Origin of the sequence: Corynebacterium endometrii (genome assembly GCF_004795735.1) — a bacterium.
GTDB lineage: Bacteria > Actinomycetota > Actinomycetes > Mycobacteriales > Mycobacteriaceae > Corynebacterium > Corynebacterium endometrii.
Genome location: NZ_CP039247.1, coordinates 839,575 through 854,702, shown reverse-complemented (window position 1 = coordinate 854,702; position 15,128 = coordinate 839,575). Strand labels below are relative to the sequence as shown.

General features: G+C 63.5%; 15 protein-coding genes. 11 read left to right on the top strand and 4 right to left on the bottom strand.

Going from position 1 to position 15,128, the window contains the following annotated elements; all coding sequences use genetic code 11:
- Positions 1–11: 11 nt before the first annotated feature.
- Together pth and CENDO_RS11135 are read left to right on the top strand one after the other, a co-directional pair.
- Positions 12–590 carry an aminoacyl-tRNA hydrolase gene (gene pth, locus CENDO_RS03880; protein WP_246014415.1) on the top strand — a complete coding sequence of 193 codons (579 nt, stop codon included), beginning with the start codon at positions 12–14 and terminating at the stop codon, positions 588–590.
- A gap of 221 nt (positions 591–811) precedes the next feature.
- Positions 812–985 carry a hypothetical protein gene (locus tag CENDO_RS11135; RefSeq protein WP_168707164.1) on the top strand — a complete coding sequence of 58 codons (174 nt, stop codon included), beginning with the start codon at positions 812–814 and terminating at the stop codon, positions 983–985.
- Positions 986–1,082: 97 nt separating this feature from the next.
- Here the strand turns inward: CENDO_RS11135 and CENDO_RS03875 are convergent, their stop codons facing one another.
- Entirely contained in the window at positions 1,083–1,619 is a 537-nt protein-coding gene (locus CENDO_RS03875; protein ID WP_136140869.1) for an NADPH-dependent FMN reductase, read from the bottom strand.
- 121 nt (positions 1,620–1,740) lie between these two features.
- Between CENDO_RS03875 and CENDO_RS03870 the strand changes: the two genes are divergently transcribed.
- Entirely contained in the window at positions 1,741–2,586 is an 846-nt protein-coding gene (locus CENDO_RS03870; protein WP_136140868.1) for an SDR family NAD(P)-dependent oxidoreductase, read from the top strand.
- A 19-nt stretch (positions 2,587–2,605) separates the two neighbouring features.
- A complete protein-coding gene (locus CENDO_RS03865; protein WP_136140867.1) occupies positions 2,606–4,249 on the top strand; it encodes a peptide chain release factor 3 in 1,644 nt (547 codons plus the stop codon).
- Positions 4,250–4,296: 47 nt separating this feature from the next.
- On the opposite strand, the gene CENDO_RS03860 is transcribed toward CENDO_RS03865, so the two are convergent.
- Positions 4,297–5,169, bottom strand: coding sequence for a patatin-like phospholipase family protein (locus CENDO_RS03860; RefSeq protein WP_136140866.1), 873 nt, complete (start codon positions 5,167–5,169; stop codon positions 4,297–4,299).
- 118 nt (positions 5,170–5,287) lie between these two features.
- On the opposite strand from CENDO_RS03860, the gene CENDO_RS03855 reads away from it, so the two are divergent.
- On the top strand, positions 5,288–5,686 hold the full coding sequence (locus tag CENDO_RS03855; protein ID WP_136140865.1) for a hypothetical protein: 399 nt from the start codon (positions 5,288–5,290) through the stop codon (positions 5,684–5,686).
- Positions 5,687–6,244: a gamma carbonic anhydrase family protein gene (locus CENDO_RS03850; protein WP_425456210.1), complete on the top strand. Its 558-nt coding sequence runs from the start codon at positions 5,687–5,689 to the stop codon at positions 6,242–6,244.
- A 4-nt stretch (positions 6,245–6,248) separates the two neighbouring features.
- Here the strand turns inward: CENDO_RS03850 and CENDO_RS03845 are convergent, their stop codons facing one another.
- Positions 6,249–6,917, bottom strand: a complete 669-nt coding sequence (locus CENDO_RS03845; protein ID WP_136140863.1) for a sulfite exporter TauE/SafE family protein — start codon at positions 6,915–6,917, stop codon at positions 6,249–6,251.
- A gap of 131 nt (positions 6,918–7,048) precedes the next feature.
- Here CENDO_RS03845 and CENDO_RS03840 point away from each other — a divergent pair, with 131 nt between their 5' ends.
- The 5 genes from CENDO_RS03840 (at position 7,049) to CENDO_RS03820 (ending at position 13,746) form a co-directional block, all read left to right on the top strand.
- Positions 7,049–9,418, top strand: a complete 2,370-nt coding sequence (locus tag CENDO_RS03840; protein ID WP_136140862.1) for an MMPL family transporter — start codon at positions 7,049–7,051, stop codon at positions 9,416–9,418.
- On the top strand, positions 9,411–9,998 hold the full coding sequence (locus tag CENDO_RS03835) for a TetR/AcrR family transcriptional regulator (protein WP_136140861.1): 588 nt from the start codon (positions 9,411–9,413) through the stop codon (positions 9,996–9,998). Before CENDO_RS03840 ends, CENDO_RS03835 begins: the two co-directional genes overlap by 8 nt.
- A 111-nt stretch (positions 9,999–10,109) precedes the next feature.
- On the top strand, positions 10,110–11,312 hold the full coding sequence (locus tag CENDO_RS03830) for an NAD-dependent epimerase/dehydratase family protein (protein WP_136140860.1): 1,203 nt from the start codon (positions 10,110–10,112) through the stop codon (positions 11,310–11,312).
- A gap of 1 nt (position 11,313) precedes the next feature.
- Entirely contained in the window at positions 11,314–12,456 is a 1,143-nt protein-coding gene (locus CENDO_RS03825; RefSeq protein ID WP_136140859.1) for a glycosyltransferase family 4 protein, read from the top strand.
- Positions 12,457–12,474: 18 nt separating this feature from the next.
- Entirely contained in the window at positions 12,475–13,746 is a 1,272-nt protein-coding gene (locus tag CENDO_RS03820; RefSeq protein WP_136140858.1) for a DUF6882 domain-containing protein, read from the top strand.
- Here CENDO_RS03820 and CENDO_RS03815 read toward each other — a convergent pair.
- Positions 13,743–15,065, bottom strand: a complete 1,323-nt coding sequence (locus tag CENDO_RS03815) for a dicarboxylate/amino acid:cation symporter (RefSeq protein ID WP_136142129.1) — start codon at positions 15,063–15,065, stop codon at positions 13,743–13,745. The two genes, CENDO_RS03820 and CENDO_RS03815, sit on opposite strands and share 4 nt — an antisense overlap.
- Positions 15,066–15,128: the final 63 nt, after the last annotated feature.

The following is a 15,128-nucleotide window of genomic DNA, read 5'->3' as shown; positions in this document are numbered from 1 at the left end:
GCGCTTGGTCCGTGACGGATTTGCATGCGGATTGGCTGATTGTGGGCCTGGGCAACCCCGGCGCTAAGTACGCCGCCACCCGCCACAATGTGGGATACATGGCGATCGATGACATACTGGCCCAGACTGGGGACGTCCTAGACCCGGTTCGGGGCATGGGCCTGCAAGCAGCCCCTCTGACATTTGGCTCCCAACGGGTATTAGTGGCGCGCAGTGATACCTATATGAACCTCTCCGGCGAACCGGTGGCACCCCTGGCCCGCGAGCTGGGCATCCCCGCCGAGCGCATCATAGTCATCCACGATGAACTCGATCTGCCCTCGCACAAGGTACGCGTGAAAAAGGGCGGGAATGAAAACGGGCATAACGGACTGAAATCCCTAACCCAGCAATTAGGTACGCGGGACTATCTAAGGGTACGCATCGGTATCTCCCGCCCGCCCAAGGGCTCTAGCATTCCGGATTACGTCCTGGGGCCCGTCGATTCGGGCGCCGGCTTAGATGCGGCCATCAGCACCGCGGCGGAAGCGGCACGCCTTATCGTCGAGGAGGGACTGACTCGAGCACAAAATGCAATCCACTCGCGATGAACGTTAAGCCCCGGATTAATCCCGGGCGCCTGCAGATGAGAGTTCCTTCATCTTGGTTTAATCACGGATTTCATAATCGCTGTTGAAGGGCTTTTATGGGTTTTGCACCCAAAACAAGGCCTTGCGCAACCCTGTGACGTGGGATTTACTCAGATGTGCCGGCACACCTTATCCACCCCTAGCCAGCCCAGCGGCTAGAAAATACCCTTAGGAGCACATCAATGAATATTGGCGCAATCATTGCTTCAATCATCGCATTCCTCATGTCGAACTTCGGCCACATCCCGGGCGTTCCGCAGATTCTGGACCAGATTGGCCACCACGCAGCCGCGTGGGGCGATGATGACTGGGACGATGACCGGGACGACTGGGACGATGACGACTGGGATGACTAATCCCCTGCATTCCCTATCCGCGTAAAAACGCACGAGCCCTGGCCACCCCGCGAATCAATATCGCGGCCGGCCAGGGCTCGAAAGCGTTTTGCCCGTTTTATTTCAGCAGCTTCTCCAGCCCGTCGAGGGTCTTGGCCAAGTCTTTGGCCAGCGCCCCGTCCGCCTCGAAGCCGAGTTCGGCGAAGTAGCTCGGAATGTCAATCTGGGTAGCGTGCCGCACATACGGCATAGCCAGCATGGAATCAACCGCGGCGTGCCACGCCTTGACCGCGGCCTCGGCGCCGCCAAAGCCGTATCCCACGAACGCAACCGGCTTGCCCTTCCATTCGATGATCGAATCGAAGGCGTTCTTAAACGGCCCGGGGACGGACTGGTTGTATTCCGGGGTCACGAACACGAATGCGTCCAGGGCGCCGATCTTGTCCGCCCAGCGCTGGACGTTGTCATTGTCGTACTGACCATTGGCCTGGCCTGGATTTACCGCGGACTCCATCAGGGGGACATTAAACTCTTTAAGATCCACCAGCTCGTAGGAGTGTTCGCGGCCTTGCGCCTGCTCCACGACCCACTCCGCCACGGGCTGGCCATTGCGGCCTTCGCGGATGGACCCAAGAATTACACCAATGTTCGCCATATGCTTCCTTGCTTCTTAAAACTCTTCAACTGTTGACGCATCAACATTGAAACAACCCGAATTAGATTACTGTTAGCACCCCCGGGAGTGCACATTAACCGGCGGGGCTAAGATAAACGGCATGCATAACGGGTCTGACAGTAATACCGCGGGGGCAGCCGGGAAGACGATCGTGATTACGGGGGCGTCGGACGGCATTGGTGCGTCGGCGGCGCGCATACTGCAGCAGGCGGGGCCGGGCAACCGGCTAGTAGTCGTTGGGCGCGATGAGGCGAAGACGCTAGCGGTGCCCGGATACAAGCACCTCACCGCCGATTTCACCAGCCTGGCTCAGGTTCGCGAACTGGCCGAGGAGCTGCGCGGCATAGGCGGGATCGACGTGCTCGCCAACAACGCCGGGGGCATGTTTGACGGCCCGGTCATCACCGAAGACGGCTGGGAACGCAATTGGCAGGTCAACACCGTTGCCCCGTTCCTGCTTACCTCCCTCCTGCGGCCGCAGCTGCGCGGCGCGGTAGTAAACACATCCTCGATGGCGTCTCACTTAATGGGCCGCTTCGACCCAGGTGAGCTCGATTCGCGCACGGACTTCGATTCCCAGCGCGCCTACGGCAACGCCAAGGTTGGCGTGAACCTCATGACCCGTTACTTCCACCTGCACGGCATACCGTCCGTGGCCTTCCACCCCGGGGTCATAGATTCCAGTTTCGGCAGCCGCTCCACCGGTTTGTTGTCAAAGGCCTACGCCACGCGGTTCGCGCACAGCGTCATGGCCAGCCCGGACAAGGGCGGCCTAGTATTGGCCCAGTTCATCGCCGGGCAGCCCGGGATCCACTGGGACTCCGGGTACTACTACGGCAAACCCGGGCGCAAGGGATTTACCAGGCGCGGCGCGCGCGGGGACCGCCTCGCCCGCCGGGTATTCGACGAGGTGGCCTCGCGGGTGAATGTGGAGTGGGGGCTTTAAGGCACTAAGCTCTAGTGCCATGAGTATTGCCTCCGAATCCGCACGCCGCCGCACGTTTGCCGTCATCGCCCACCCGGACGCTGGTAAGTCCACGCTGACCGAGGCGCTGGCGCTGCATGCGCACGTCATCTCCGAGGCTGGCGCCGTGCACGGCAAGGCCGGCCGCAAAGCCACCGTCTCCGACTGGATGGAGATGGAAAAGGACCGCGGCATCTCCGTTGCCTCCTCCGCGCTGCAGTTTGAATACGCGCCCGAGGGCCACGAGGGCGAGCCGTACATGATCAACCTGGTAGACACCCCGGGCCACGCCGACTTTTCCGAGGACACCTACCGCGTGCTTACCGCCGTTGACGCCGCCGTCATGCTCATCGATGCGGCCAAGGGCTTAGAGCCGCAAACGTTGAAGCTATTCCGCGTGTGCAAGGCCCGCGGTTTGCCTATCGTTACCGTGATAAACAAGTGGGACCGCGCGGGCCGCGAGCCGCTGGAGCTGGTCGACGAAATTGTCAACGAGATCCAGCTGCAGCCCACCCCGCTGTACTGGCCGGTGGGCATCGCGGGCGATTTCCGGGGCCTCGCGCACATCAACGAGGACGGTGAGGCGGACAACTACATCCACTTCATCCGTACCGCGGGCGGATCCACCATCGCGCCTGAGGAGCACTTCTCGCCCGCCGACGCCGCCGCTAAGGAGGAGGGCGCCTGGGATACCGCCGTGGAGGAGGCGGAGCTGCTTGCCGCGGACGGCGCCATCCACGACCAAGAACTCTTCGAACAATGCGTGACCTCCCCGCTGATTTTCGCCTCCGCGATGCTGAACTTTGGCGTGCACCAAATCCTGGACACGCTCTGCGCGATTGCGCCGGCGCCGGGCCCGCGCGATTCGGACCCCGCGGTTGTCGCTGCGGCGGGCTCCAGCGGCGGCGCTGCCATCGATGAACGCCGCGAGGTCACCGGGGATTTCTCCGGCGTCATCTTCAAGGTGCAGGCGGGTATGGACCGCAACCACCGCGACAACTTGGCGTTTATGCGCGTGGTCTCCGGCGCGTTTGACCGCGGAATGCAGGTCAACCACGCCCAGTCCGGCCGCAGCTTCTCCACCAAGTACGCGCTGACGGTCTTCGGCCGCACGCGCGAGACGGTGGACACCGCCTACCCGGGCGACATTGTGGGCCTGGTCAACGCCGGATCCCTGGCACCGGGTGACACTATCTATGCGGGCAAGAAGGTCCAGTTCAAGCCGATGCCGCAGTTCGCGCCCGAGGCCTTCCGCATCCTGCGAGCCAAGTCCCTGGGCAAGTACAAGGCGTTTCGCAAGGGCCTGGATCAGCTCGCCGCCGAGGGCGTGGTGCAGATCCTGCGCAACGACACCCGCGGCGATGCGGCCCCGGTTATGGCCGCCGTGGGCCCGATGCAGTTCGAGGTCATGCAGGCCCGCATGGAACTCGAGTACAACGTGGAGACCGTCACGGAGCCAATTCCGTACTCGGTGGCCCGCCGCACGGACGCCGAATCCGCCCCTGAGCTGGGCCGCCAGCGCGGCGTGGAAATCTTCACCCGCGCCGACGGCGAACTCATCGCGCTATTCGGCGACAAGTGGAAACTCGCCTTCGTGGAAAAGGAGCACCCGGAGCTGACCATGGAGCCGCTAGTCGCCGACTAAGCACCCCGGCTTCCACCAGGGCGCTTCCCCGCCGCTATCCCAGTGGCTTAGCCCGCGGTGAGGAAGTCTTTCCACGCGGGCCACTCGTGGTACATCTGCGCGCGGCCCGCCTCGTAGTTTTCCTTTAGCTTGGCCACGGACCGTTCCGTGGATGTGACGAGCATGTTGTCCGGGAAGAACAGCTGCGCGCGCCCCTGCGCCTCGAGCTCTAAGAGGCGCTGCTTCGAGGCGTTGTACTTGGCGGGGCGGGTAATCATGGCGTCGGCAATGGCGGGCATGCGCCGGAACAAGCGGCGGACGGCGGCCGGGCGGGAGACCTCGGGCCGCACGTATCCGCGGGGCTTGGAGCCGATGAACAAGAACTTCTCGAAACCCGCCTTCTCCGCCTCGCCGATGGTAATCCCGCCGGACTCCCCCAACGCGCCGTCTACGTACGGCACGCCATCGATGTAGCGCATGGGCATAATCAGCGGCAGCGTTGAAGAGGCGCGCACCCGCATATTCAGGCTGGCCTGGTCCTGGGCGTCCTCCTTGCCCCAGTAGACCGTCTCCCCGGTGTCCGCGCGGGTCGCTCCCAGGCTCATCATCGCCGGATTCGCCTCATACGCGGCGAAATCGTAGGGCAAGTCCGCGTCCGATGATTTTTCGTAGATGTACTCCGCGTTGAAATAGCCGTTGCCGCGCAGCAGGGAGCTTACGCCGCCGAAGCTGGGGTTGTTGGCAAAATCCACGAAGGACTCCACCGCGCGCTCGGCATCGCGGGACAGGTAGTTAAGCGCGTGGGACGCGCCGGCTGACACGCCGCCAACCCACCCAACCTGGACCTTTTCCTGGATAAGTTTCCGGATGCACGCCGCCGTGTAGGAGTTGCGCATTCCCCCACCCTCGATCACCAGGGCCACATTCTGAGCATCAATCATTCGACCAATCGTAGAACACTATCTCGCCTTTCGCGGCGGGACCCCTCCTTTAGCGCCGGCGCGGTCCGGCGCCCCCGTGCCCCGATCGGCGGCGCAGGAAGGCGGTAGACTACCGGGCATGGGTTTGTTTGAAGCACTGTTCCAGCGCGGACCGAGGCTTGCCTCCGCGCCCGATTCGGCCCGCGCGGTGGACGTGCCCGAACTCGATATCAGCACCGCCGAGTCGATGCTCATCATCACCGTGCCCGCCCGTGTGGTGCCGGATATCAAGGCCGCCGCGGCGGGCGAAGCGGTGGTCTTGCGCGGGGACCAGGCACCGCGCTCCCGGGCGGACGGTTCGCCGGTACTGGCCGCGTGGCTGGCCCCCTCGAAGCGCGATGATCTGCCAGTAATCGACCAAGACCGCGGTTGGCTGGTCCCGTTGCCGCCCGAGGCATGCCGCGCCGTCCTGGGCGGCCTGCGCGCCGAAACCGGCGGTTACGAAGTCAGCGAGCGCCTAGCAATAGTGGTGGAGTAAATCATGAACCAGCCTTTGATTCTGCCGTTTAATGGCATCTTGCCGCGCATCCACTCCAGCGCGTACATCGCACCTACCGCCGTGATCATAGGCGACGTGGAAATCGGCCCCGAGTCCTCGGTGTTCTACGGTTCTGTGCTGCGCGGGGATGTCAATGCGATCCGCATCGGGGCGCGCTCCAACGTGCAGGACAACTGCGTATTCCACGCCGACGCCGCCAACCCCACCATCCTCGAAGATGACGTCACCGTGGGCCACATGGCGCTAGTCCACGGTGCGCACGTGGGCGCCGGCAGCCTAATCGGCATGAAATCCGCGCTCCTGTCTGGCTCACGGGTGGGCGCGGGTTCGCTCATCGCCGCGGGCGCCGTGGTCCTCGAGGGCCAGGGAATCCCGGAACGCTGCCTGGCGGCGGGCGTCCCGGCGAAGGTTCGCCGCGAACTCAGCCTCGACGAATCGAGCGCCTTTATCCCCCACGCGGCCAAATACGTGGGCATCGCGGGCCAGCAGGCCCGCCCCCACGACGCGTTAAGGCTCGAGGACGTCTACTTCGATTAGTCGCCTACAGCGAGACAAGCCCCATAAACACCAAAAACGCCGCCACGACGTAGCTGCCCGTCTTGGTCACCGCGTCTTTATTCTCGCGCGCCTTGGCAAAAAGGCGGCCCGCGGCGGATTCCGGCCGCCTGCGGACGATGCCCACGAACACGGCCACCAGCGTCGGCAGCGACAGGGCGAGCGAGGCGTAGATGGCCAGGCCGCCGTAGCGGACCCAGGCGGAAAAATCGCCGGCGGACAAATGCAGCAGGCCGATGAAGAACGGCCCGGAGGTAATGGACTGCGCCAGTCCGAGGACCAGCCCGGTCAAGAAGGTCAGCGGAGAAGGCGTGCGCAGCGGCCCCAGCATCTTCTGCACCAGCGCATTCGATTCGCCGGGACGCTGGCGCCACGCCATGACCGCGGCGGCCAGGCCGATGAGAATCAGTATCCAGCCGAGCACCGGGGATTCTAGGACCGCGTCGACGTAGTCCTTGATCCCATCGAAGACCAGCATGGTCAGGATGGAAAGTAAGAACACGCCGGTCCAGTCGCCGAGGATGAGCAGCGGCGCAATCACTTTGTACTGCCCGCGCGGCAACATGATGCCGATAGCGACGGTAACGCCGATGAGCAAGGCGTTGACGGAATCGGCCAGCGCGAAGCTTACGGCGTACATGAGCGAAGACAGCATGCCGGACAGTTTACACGCGCCCGGAAGGTGGCCGCCGTCACCATATTTGCAGCAACTGCGCAAACTTTCATAGACTGTGCAAGCTTTTAAAAATTTGACCGTTCACCTAGTTCAAGGGCTGTTGTAACTCCATGTCTAGATTCCTCTACCGTCTGGGAAGCTGGTCATACCGGAAGGTATGGCCGTTCCTCGCATTCTGGCTCGTCCTGCTCATCGCTTTGGGCGGGCTCACGGCCGCATTCGCCAAATCCCCTAACCCTAACTTCGCCATGCCAGACATGGACTCCACCGTCACTCAGGAGAAGATGAGTGAGCGCTTCGGCACCGGCTCGGACGCGATGAGCGAACCGTCCGGCACCATTGTCATTCAGGCGCCCGAGGGAGCAACGCTTACGGATCAGGCGGTCATGGGCGAGATGGACGCCATGATTGAAGAGCTCAAGGCCACCGGCGCGCTGACCGGCACCGAGCAGCTGGTGAACCCCGTGCTCGCCGCCGGCGGTATGGCCCAGCAGATGGGCCAGCAAATGGCGGCGGAGGGAATGCCGCAGGAGCAGATCGATTCCAACCTGGCGGCCCTGTCCCCCTTGAGTCCTGATCAGACCACCGGCACCCTCTCCGTGAGCTTCGACGCGGAAGAGGTCATGGCCATCGACCCCGCCGACCGCGACGCCGTCACGCAGATCCTCGACGAGTATAACCGGGGTGATCTGACCGTCAAGTACCAGGGCAACGCCTTCAACTCGATGAGCGAGGGCATGGACATGACCGCGGAGGTCATCGGCCTCATCGTGGCCGCCATCGTGCTGCTGGTGACCTTCGGCTCCTTCGTGGCGGCGGGCATGCCGCTGATATCCGCCGTCATCGGCGTGGGCGTGGGCATCCTGGGCGTCCAGATTTCCACCGTGTTTACGGATTCGGTCTCCGAGATGACCCCGATGCTGGCGTCCATGATTGGCCTGGCCGTGGGCATTGACTACGCGCTGTTTATCGTGGCGCGCTTCCGCAACGAACTCATCACGTCCTCTGGGCTCAACGACTTGAGCCCGAAGGAACTCGCCGCGGAGCTCAAGAAGATGGACAAGGGCACCCGCGCGCACGCCATGGGCATGGCGCTGGGCACCGCCGGTTCCTCCGTGGTCTTCGCGGGTATCACCGTGGTTATCGCGCTCGCCGCGCTGACCATCATTGGCATCCCATTCCTGTCCACCATGGCCATCGCTGCAGCGGCCACCGTGGCCGTGGCGGTCCTCGTGGCGCTTACCGCCATCCCCGGCCTGCTCGGGCTGCTCGGCACGAAGATTTTCGCGGGCAAGGTGCCCGGCCCCAAGGTTCCGGACCCTGAGGATGAAAAACCAACCATGGGCCTTAAATGGGTCCGCCAGATCCGCCAGCGCCCGGTGCTCAACCTGGTCGCCGGCGTGGCAGTCCTTGGCATTCTGGCCGTCCCGGCCGCAAATCTCTCCCTGGCAATGCCGACTGACGGCACCGCAAAGTTGGGTTCGCCGCAGAGGGATGCGTATGAGATGACGTCGGACGCGTTTGGCCCCGGCCGCAACGCTCCGATGGTGGCCTTTGTGGACACCGCCGATATTGAGGCCCAGGAGCGCCCGCTGGCGTACGGCGCCATCCTGGACAAGTTCAACTCCACTAACGGCGTGGTCAACGCCCAGATCGTGGCCACCACGGAGAACATGGACGCCGCGCAGGTGCTTATCACCCCAACCACCGGCGCCACGGACGCGGCCACCACGGATACCCTCAACGCGCTGCGTGAATACCAGGGCCAGTTCCAGGAGGACACCGGAGCCACCTTCGGCATTACCGGCGTGACCCCAATCTTCGACGATATTTCCGAGCGCCTCACGGACGTGCTGCTGCCGTACATCGCCATCGTCTTGGTGCTGGCATTTATCGTGCTGCTGCTCGTCTTCCGCTCCATCTGGGTGCCGCTCATCGCCGCGCTGGGCTTCGCGTTGTCCATGGCCGCAGCGTTCGGTATCACCGTCGCCATCTGGCAGGAGGGTTTTGCCGGCATCATTGACGACCCGCAGCCGCTGCTGTCCTTCCTACCGATTATGCTCATCGGCCTGACCTTCGGCCTGGCAATGGATTACCAGGTCTTCCTGGTTACCCGCATGCGCGAGGGCTTCATCCACGGCAAGACCGCGGGCAACGCAACCTCAAACGGCTTCAAGCACGGCGCCCGCGTGGTCACCGCCGCGGCGCTGATCATGATTTCCGTCTTCGCCGCGTTCATCCTCATCGATGAGCCTTTCATCAAGACCATGGGCTTTGCCCTCGCCGTGGGCGTTGCCTTCGACGCGTTCATCGTCCGCATGATGATTATCCCCGCCACCATGTTCCTCCTGGGCGATAAGGCCTGGTGGATTCCGCGCTGGCTGGACAAGATCCTGCCCAACATGGACATCGAGGGCGAGGCATTGAGCGAGCACCGCGCGGAGCTGGAGAAGGCCCAACAGGAGAAGCTCGGTGTCTAGTCTGCGCGAGGCAAAGAAGCAGGCAACCCGCCAGGCCATGTCTGACGCGGCGGCCCGCATCGTGGTGGATGAGGGCGCGGAGGCCCTGACCGTGGCCCGCGTCGCCAAGGCTGCGGGCGTATCACCCCGCACCTTCCACAACTACTTCGCGTCCGTGACGGAGGCATTGTTGCATTTCGCGTCCGACGTCATCACCGAGGTAGCCCGCCAGGTTCCCACCTACCCCGAGGACGCGTCCATGGCGGCGATCATGGGGGATATCACCGCGTCCATGTTCGCTGGAGACGGCGAGGAATTGCGCTGCGTGACCTCCCTGTTCAAAGTCCGCGAGGCGCTGGCAAACATGGAGGTTTCCTTCGATGACGCATGCGGCTTCACCGAGCGTTGCGAACCAATGAGGCAGGCCTTCCTTGAGCGCCATCCGGAACTCAGCGGATTCGAGATCAACGTCATGCTCAACGTCTGCGGAACCGCCGGGGTTGTGGCGCTGCAAGAGATTTCGGATCGCGGGATTACCGGCGCCGAGGAAAAAAGGGCGATTGTGATGGCGGCATTCGATGCTTTAACCTCACTTAAATAACGTGCTTGGGTAGAATTACCTTGACAGAGCGCGGCCACCTACTGCACGGGCGGTACGGGGGCCGCGCTTTATCGTGGCGTCATCAACTATTTACTGGAGTGATTTTTCAAAGTGAAGATTGTCATTTTCGGCGGCGACGGTTTCTGTGGCTGGCCAGCATCCCTGCACTTGTCCGATGCAGGCCATGAAGTAGTCATCGCCGACAATCTTTCCCGCCGCGCCATCGACAAGGAATTGGGCGCCGAGTCTTTGACCCCCATCTCCAGCATCGAAGAGCGCATCAACGCCTGGGAGGAAGTCAGCGGCAAGCGCATCGGATTTAGCAAGCTGGATATCGCCCACGATTACGCGGGCCTGGTTGAGCTGCTCGAGGCTGAGCGCCCCGACGCCGTTATCCACTTCGCCGAACAGCGCGCGGCGCCGTACTCCATGAAGGATGCGGCCCACAAGCGTTACACGGTGGACAACAACATCAACGCCACCCATAACCTGCTGGCCGCGATCGTCGAGACCGGCCGGGATATACACGTTGTCCACCTAGGCACCATGGGCGTGTACGGCTACGGCACCGCGGGCATGGAAATCCCCGAGGGCTACCTGGACGTGGAAGTGGCAGTGCCGGGCGGCAAGGTTGAACAATCAATCCTCTACCCTTCCAATCCGGGCTCCGTCTACCACATGACGAAGGTCCTGGACCAGCACCTGTTTGCCTTTTACGCCAAGAATGATGAACTCCGCGTCACCGACCTTCACCAGGGCATTATCTGGGGAACGCACACGGAGCAAACGCTCAAGGACGAGCGCCTAATCAACCGCTTCGATTACGACGGAGATTACGGAACGGTGCTCAACCGCTTCCTCATGCAGGCGGGCGTGGGCTATCCGCTCACCGTGCACGGCACCGGCGGGCAGACTCGCGCGTTCATTCACATCACGGACATGGTGCGCTGCATCGAGATCGCGCTGAACAACCCGCCGGCGCGCGGGGAACGGGTCAAGATTTTCAACCAGATGACGGAAACGCACCGCGTGCGCGACTTGGCGGAACTCGTGGCCAAGATTTCCGGCGCGCGGGTGGCGTACGTGCCCAATCCGCGCAAGGAATCGGCGGAAAACGAGCTCCACGTAAAAAATGAGACCTTCCTAGACTTGGGCCTTGAACCAACCACCCTGAGCGAGGGGCTCCTCCAGGAAGTAGAAGAGGTGGCCCGCAAGTATGCGGACCGCTGCGACCGCTCCAAGATTCCGGCCCAGTCCCTATGGACCTCTAAGCAGGCCGCCGGCGTTCCCGCGGAGCTGGACCAGCAGGCGTAGCGTGCGAATCGCGATCTTTACAGAGGTCTTCCTCCCCAAAATCGACGGCGTGGTCACCCGCGTCACGCGGAGCCTGGAACAGCTCCGGGACGCAGGCCATGAGGTGCTCATCTTCGCCCCCGGCAATGGGCCCGAAACCTATGCGGGCTTCGAGGTGGTCTACCTGCCGGCCTTGAGCCTGTGGCCCGTCTATCCGGAGATCAAGTTCTCCGGTCCATGGCCTTCGCTGTTTAGGAGGCTCAAGGCCTTTAAACCTGACGTGGTCCATGCGGTCAATCCCATCTGGACCGCGGCGCTGGGCGTGCTGGCCGCGCGCCGGTTGGGGCTTCCCATCGTCGCCAGTTTCCACACGAACGTGCCGGAATACGTCGACGATTTGGGCATCGGGTTTGTCCGCCCGCTAACGGAAAGAGCAATCCGCTACCTGCACAACCAGGCAGAGGTTAACCTGTGCACCTCCGGCCCCATGGTGGACAAGGCGCGCGCCATGGGCATGCGCAATGTGCAGCTGTGGCCCAAGGCGGTGGATACGGTGGGATTTGCCCCGGGGAAGGCGTCGGATGAGATGCGATCCACCATGACTAGCGGCCACCCTGCCGCTCCCCTTGTAACGTACGTGGGCCGAGTCTCCAAGGAAAAGAACCTGCATATTTTGCCGGCCGTCATGGAAAAACTGCGCGGGCACCTGCCCGGCGCCCGCCTGGCGGTAGTGGGCGGCGGCCCCTTCCTCAAGCAGCTAAAATCCCAATGCTCGCCGGAGTGGGCCACGTTTACCGGTTTCATGTCCGGCGACGATTTGGCCGCGGCCTTTGCCAGCGGTGACGTATTCGCCTTCCCATCGCTGACGGAGACTTTAGGGCTCGTCGCCTTGGAATCCTTCGCCTCCGGTACGCCGGTTGTGGGCGCCCGCGCCGGCGGTATTCCGTTCGTCATTGAGGATGGGGTGACCGGGCGCCTCGTGGACTGCGATGGGGAGGCGGATGTGGTGGCCACGCGCTGGGCGCAAGCGCTGTACGAGATTCTCAGCGACGGGGACGCCCGCGTGGAGATGGGCAGGCGGGCCCGGGCGGAGGCTGAGAAATACTCATGGAAGGAATCCACCCGCGTACTGATTGACGCGTACTCCCAAGCGGCCGCCCGCTGACGTTTAGAATGTGTAGCCATGCACCTTCCCGCACCCCGCTCACTGGACGAGATAATCACTGACGGCGCCTTCATCGCCGCCGGCGTGGACCACGCCCTCGCGCAGCGCTACGGCCAGATCCATAACGTCGATCTCCACGTGGGCTCGGTGGAATTGGCCTCCCGCATCCGCAGCGGCGAGCCCGATGTGATGGCGCAAGCCCGGATAGTCAGCGAGGCTGGCGAATTCCCCGCCCAGGTTCAACGTATCGCGCTGATCCGGGATGGGCGGTGGCAGTGGACCACGCGGCTGGTCGAGGGCCTAGAAGTAACCGAGTTGCACGACTCTGGCGCCCCCGTGGACCGGCTGCGCCTGGCCGCGCGGACGGTCACCGGCGGCAAGCCCGTCTTGGTGCTCCCGATGGACAACTCTGCCCGCGCCGTGGTGGCCTTGGCCGCGCCCCATGGCCCGCTTGACCCGCGGCGGGCGATTGCCGACGGCGTGCGAAGGTTTGCCGGACATATCGACGAAGAACGGGCGGTGCTTGCATACGCCACGGCGGGTGGCCTGGGAATCGCACGGAGGACTAGGGCCGCGGCGGTGGACATCGAATTGGCCGGATCCACGGTGGTTACCCTGGCGGCCGGCTCCCATCGCGGGGCACCGCGCGTGACGGAAGTCTCCGGCGGACTGGCCGCGGGGGACGTGCTAGCGGACGCCGGCTATACCGCGGTGGAACACCGCATGCTCTTTGAGAGCCGCTACCCCGGCGCGGCTGTCTCCGTGGATTTGGACGCGGGCAAGGCTCGGGTCGCCTCTGACGCGGGGGCGTTCGAGGCCCGCGCGCATATGATCGCCACGGTCACCGGCGGCACGTGGACCTGGGCCTGGGCCGACTCCCACCTGCGGGGCAAGGCGATTGCCCAAGCCTCGCTGGGCCTTGCGCGGTGCGGTGCGGACAATGGGCTCATCGATTTGGTGCGCCCTACTATGCCGGCGGCGTGGTCCCGGGAGCAGTCCTTGGGCATGATGGCGATGCCGATCCTGGGGGTATGGACTCTGGTGACGGTTCGCCTTAACGAGCTCACAACGGGAGTGATGCTGATAGAGGCCCGCGAGCTGGACCTCCCGGCGCCCACACCGGAGGCGGTGCAGGCAGTGCTGTCCACTCCCCTGCCCGAGGGGGTGCCACGGGAGCGGGCCCTGCGGGCGTACGCCCACAACCGCTCTTTACGCAGCAATGCCGCCAGGGTGTATTTCCCTGACGGCACTGCGGTGACAACGAATCCAGTGATTATTGAGCGGCCTTAGGCTCGTGCGGCGGTGTGGGTGAGGTGGTCCTCGGCATCGTCGGCGCGACCTACAACGTCGACCCCGTGCTCTGCCGCGTCCCACGTGCGCTGGTCCTGAATTCCGGCGCGCTTGGCCACCACGGTTGCACACAGCGACTGGCCGGTCACGTTGAGCGCGGTACGGCCCATATCGATGATTGGCTCGATGGCCAGCAGCAGGCCAACGCCCTCAAGCGGTAGGCCAAGGGTGGACAGGGTCAGGGTCAGCATGACGGTAGCGCCAGTGGTTCCCGCGGTAGCCGCGGAACCGATAACGGACACGAAGATGATCAGCAAGTACTGGGTGATGCTCAAGTCAATGCCGTAGAACTGGGCAACGAAAATGGCGGCAATCGCGGGGTACACGGACGCGCAACCGTCCATCTTGGTGGTCGCGCCCAGCGGGATAGCAAAGGAGGCATACTCGCGTGGCACGCCCATGGCCTGTTCGGTAATACGCTGGTTCACCGGCATCACGCCCATGGAGGAGCGGGTGACGAAACCGAGGGAGAAGATTGGCCACACGCGCTTGAAGAAGCCCACGACCGGAATGCGGTTATACGTGAGCACGAGTGGGTAGACCACGAACAAGACGATCGCCAGGCCCACGTACATCGCTAGGACGAACTTACCCAGGGAGCCCAGGGCGTCCCAGCCGTAGGTCGCAACGGCTTTTCCAATAAGCGCCGCGGTGCCGATTGGCGCCAGGCGAATGATCCACCACAGCACGACCTGGATAACCTTGAGGAAGGATTCGGCGAAACCCAGGAACGGCTCGGCCGCCTTGCCGGTCTTAACCGCGGCGATGCCCAGGGCCAGGGAGATCACGAGCAGTTGCAGGACGTTAAAGCCCAGGGATACGGAGCCCTCGTCGGCGCTGAAGGACGCGGACAGGCCCAGGATATTGGCCGGGACGATTGACTGGATAAACGCTAGCCACGAGCCCACCTTTCCGGGCTCGGCCGCCGTGGACGGGTCGATGCTGGTGCCCACGCCCGGCTGCATAATCAGCGCGGTAGCGATACCCACGAGCACGGAGAAGAATGCCGTGATCGCGAACCACACCAGGGTGGACACCGCCAGGTTTGCCGCATTGGCCACCTTCCGCAGGTTTGCCACGGACGTAACGACCGCCGCCACAATCAGCGGCGGAACCATAATCTTGAGCAACTGCACGTACGCGTTGCCCACGCCGGATAGCAGGTTAGTTAGCCAGTCGAGTCCCTGCGACCGGGCGATAAGGCCTAAGATGAGGCCCACGATAAGGCCCAGGATTACCTGGGCGCCGAACCCGGTCATCCAGGTGGGGAGGCCGCCGCGGCGCTCAGGCGCGGGGGAAGTATCAGGGGAATTGGAAGCAGT

Bases quoted from the DNA above. Each gene is read 5' to 3' on its own strand.
- CENDO_RS03865 (WP_136140867.1), top strand. From the start codon at position 2,606: ATGAGTATTGCCTCCGAATCCGCACGCCGCCGCACGTTTGCCGTCATC.
- CENDO_RS03875 (WP_136140869.1), bottom strand. From the start codon at position 1,619: ATGGCGAACATTGGTGTAATTCTTGGGTCCATCCGCGAAGGCCGCAAT.
- CENDO_RS03845 (WP_136140863.1), bottom strand. From the start codon at position 6,917: ATGCTGTCTTCGCTCATGTACGCCGTAAGCTTCGCGCTGGCCGATTCC.
- CENDO_RS03820 (WP_136140858.1), top strand. From the start codon at position 12,475: ATGCACCTTCCCGCACCCCGCTCACTGGACGAGATAATCACTGACGGC.
- CENDO_RS11135 (WP_168707164.1), top strand. From the start codon at position 812: ATGAATATTGGCGCAATCATTGCTTCAATCATCGCATTCCTCATGTCG.
- CENDO_RS03855 (WP_136140865.1), top strand. From the start codon at position 5,288: ATGGGTTTGTTTGAAGCACTGTTCCAGCGCGGACCGAGGCTTGCCTCC.
- CENDO_RS03860 (WP_136140866.1), bottom strand. From the start codon at position 5,169: ATGATTGATGCTCAGAATGTGGCCCTGGTGATCGAGGGTGGGGGAATG.
- CENDO_RS03870 (WP_136140868.1), top strand. From the start codon at position 1,741: ATGCATAACGGGTCTGACAGTAATACCGCGGGGGCAGCCGGGAAGACG.
- CENDO_RS03840 (WP_136140862.1), top strand. From the start codon at position 7,049: ATGTCTAGATTCCTCTACCGTCTGGGAAGCTGGTCATACCGGAAGGTA.
- CENDO_RS03815 (WP_136142129.1), bottom strand. From the start codon at position 15,065: ATGACCGGGTTCGGCGCCCAGGTAATCCTGGGCCTTATCGTGGGCCTC.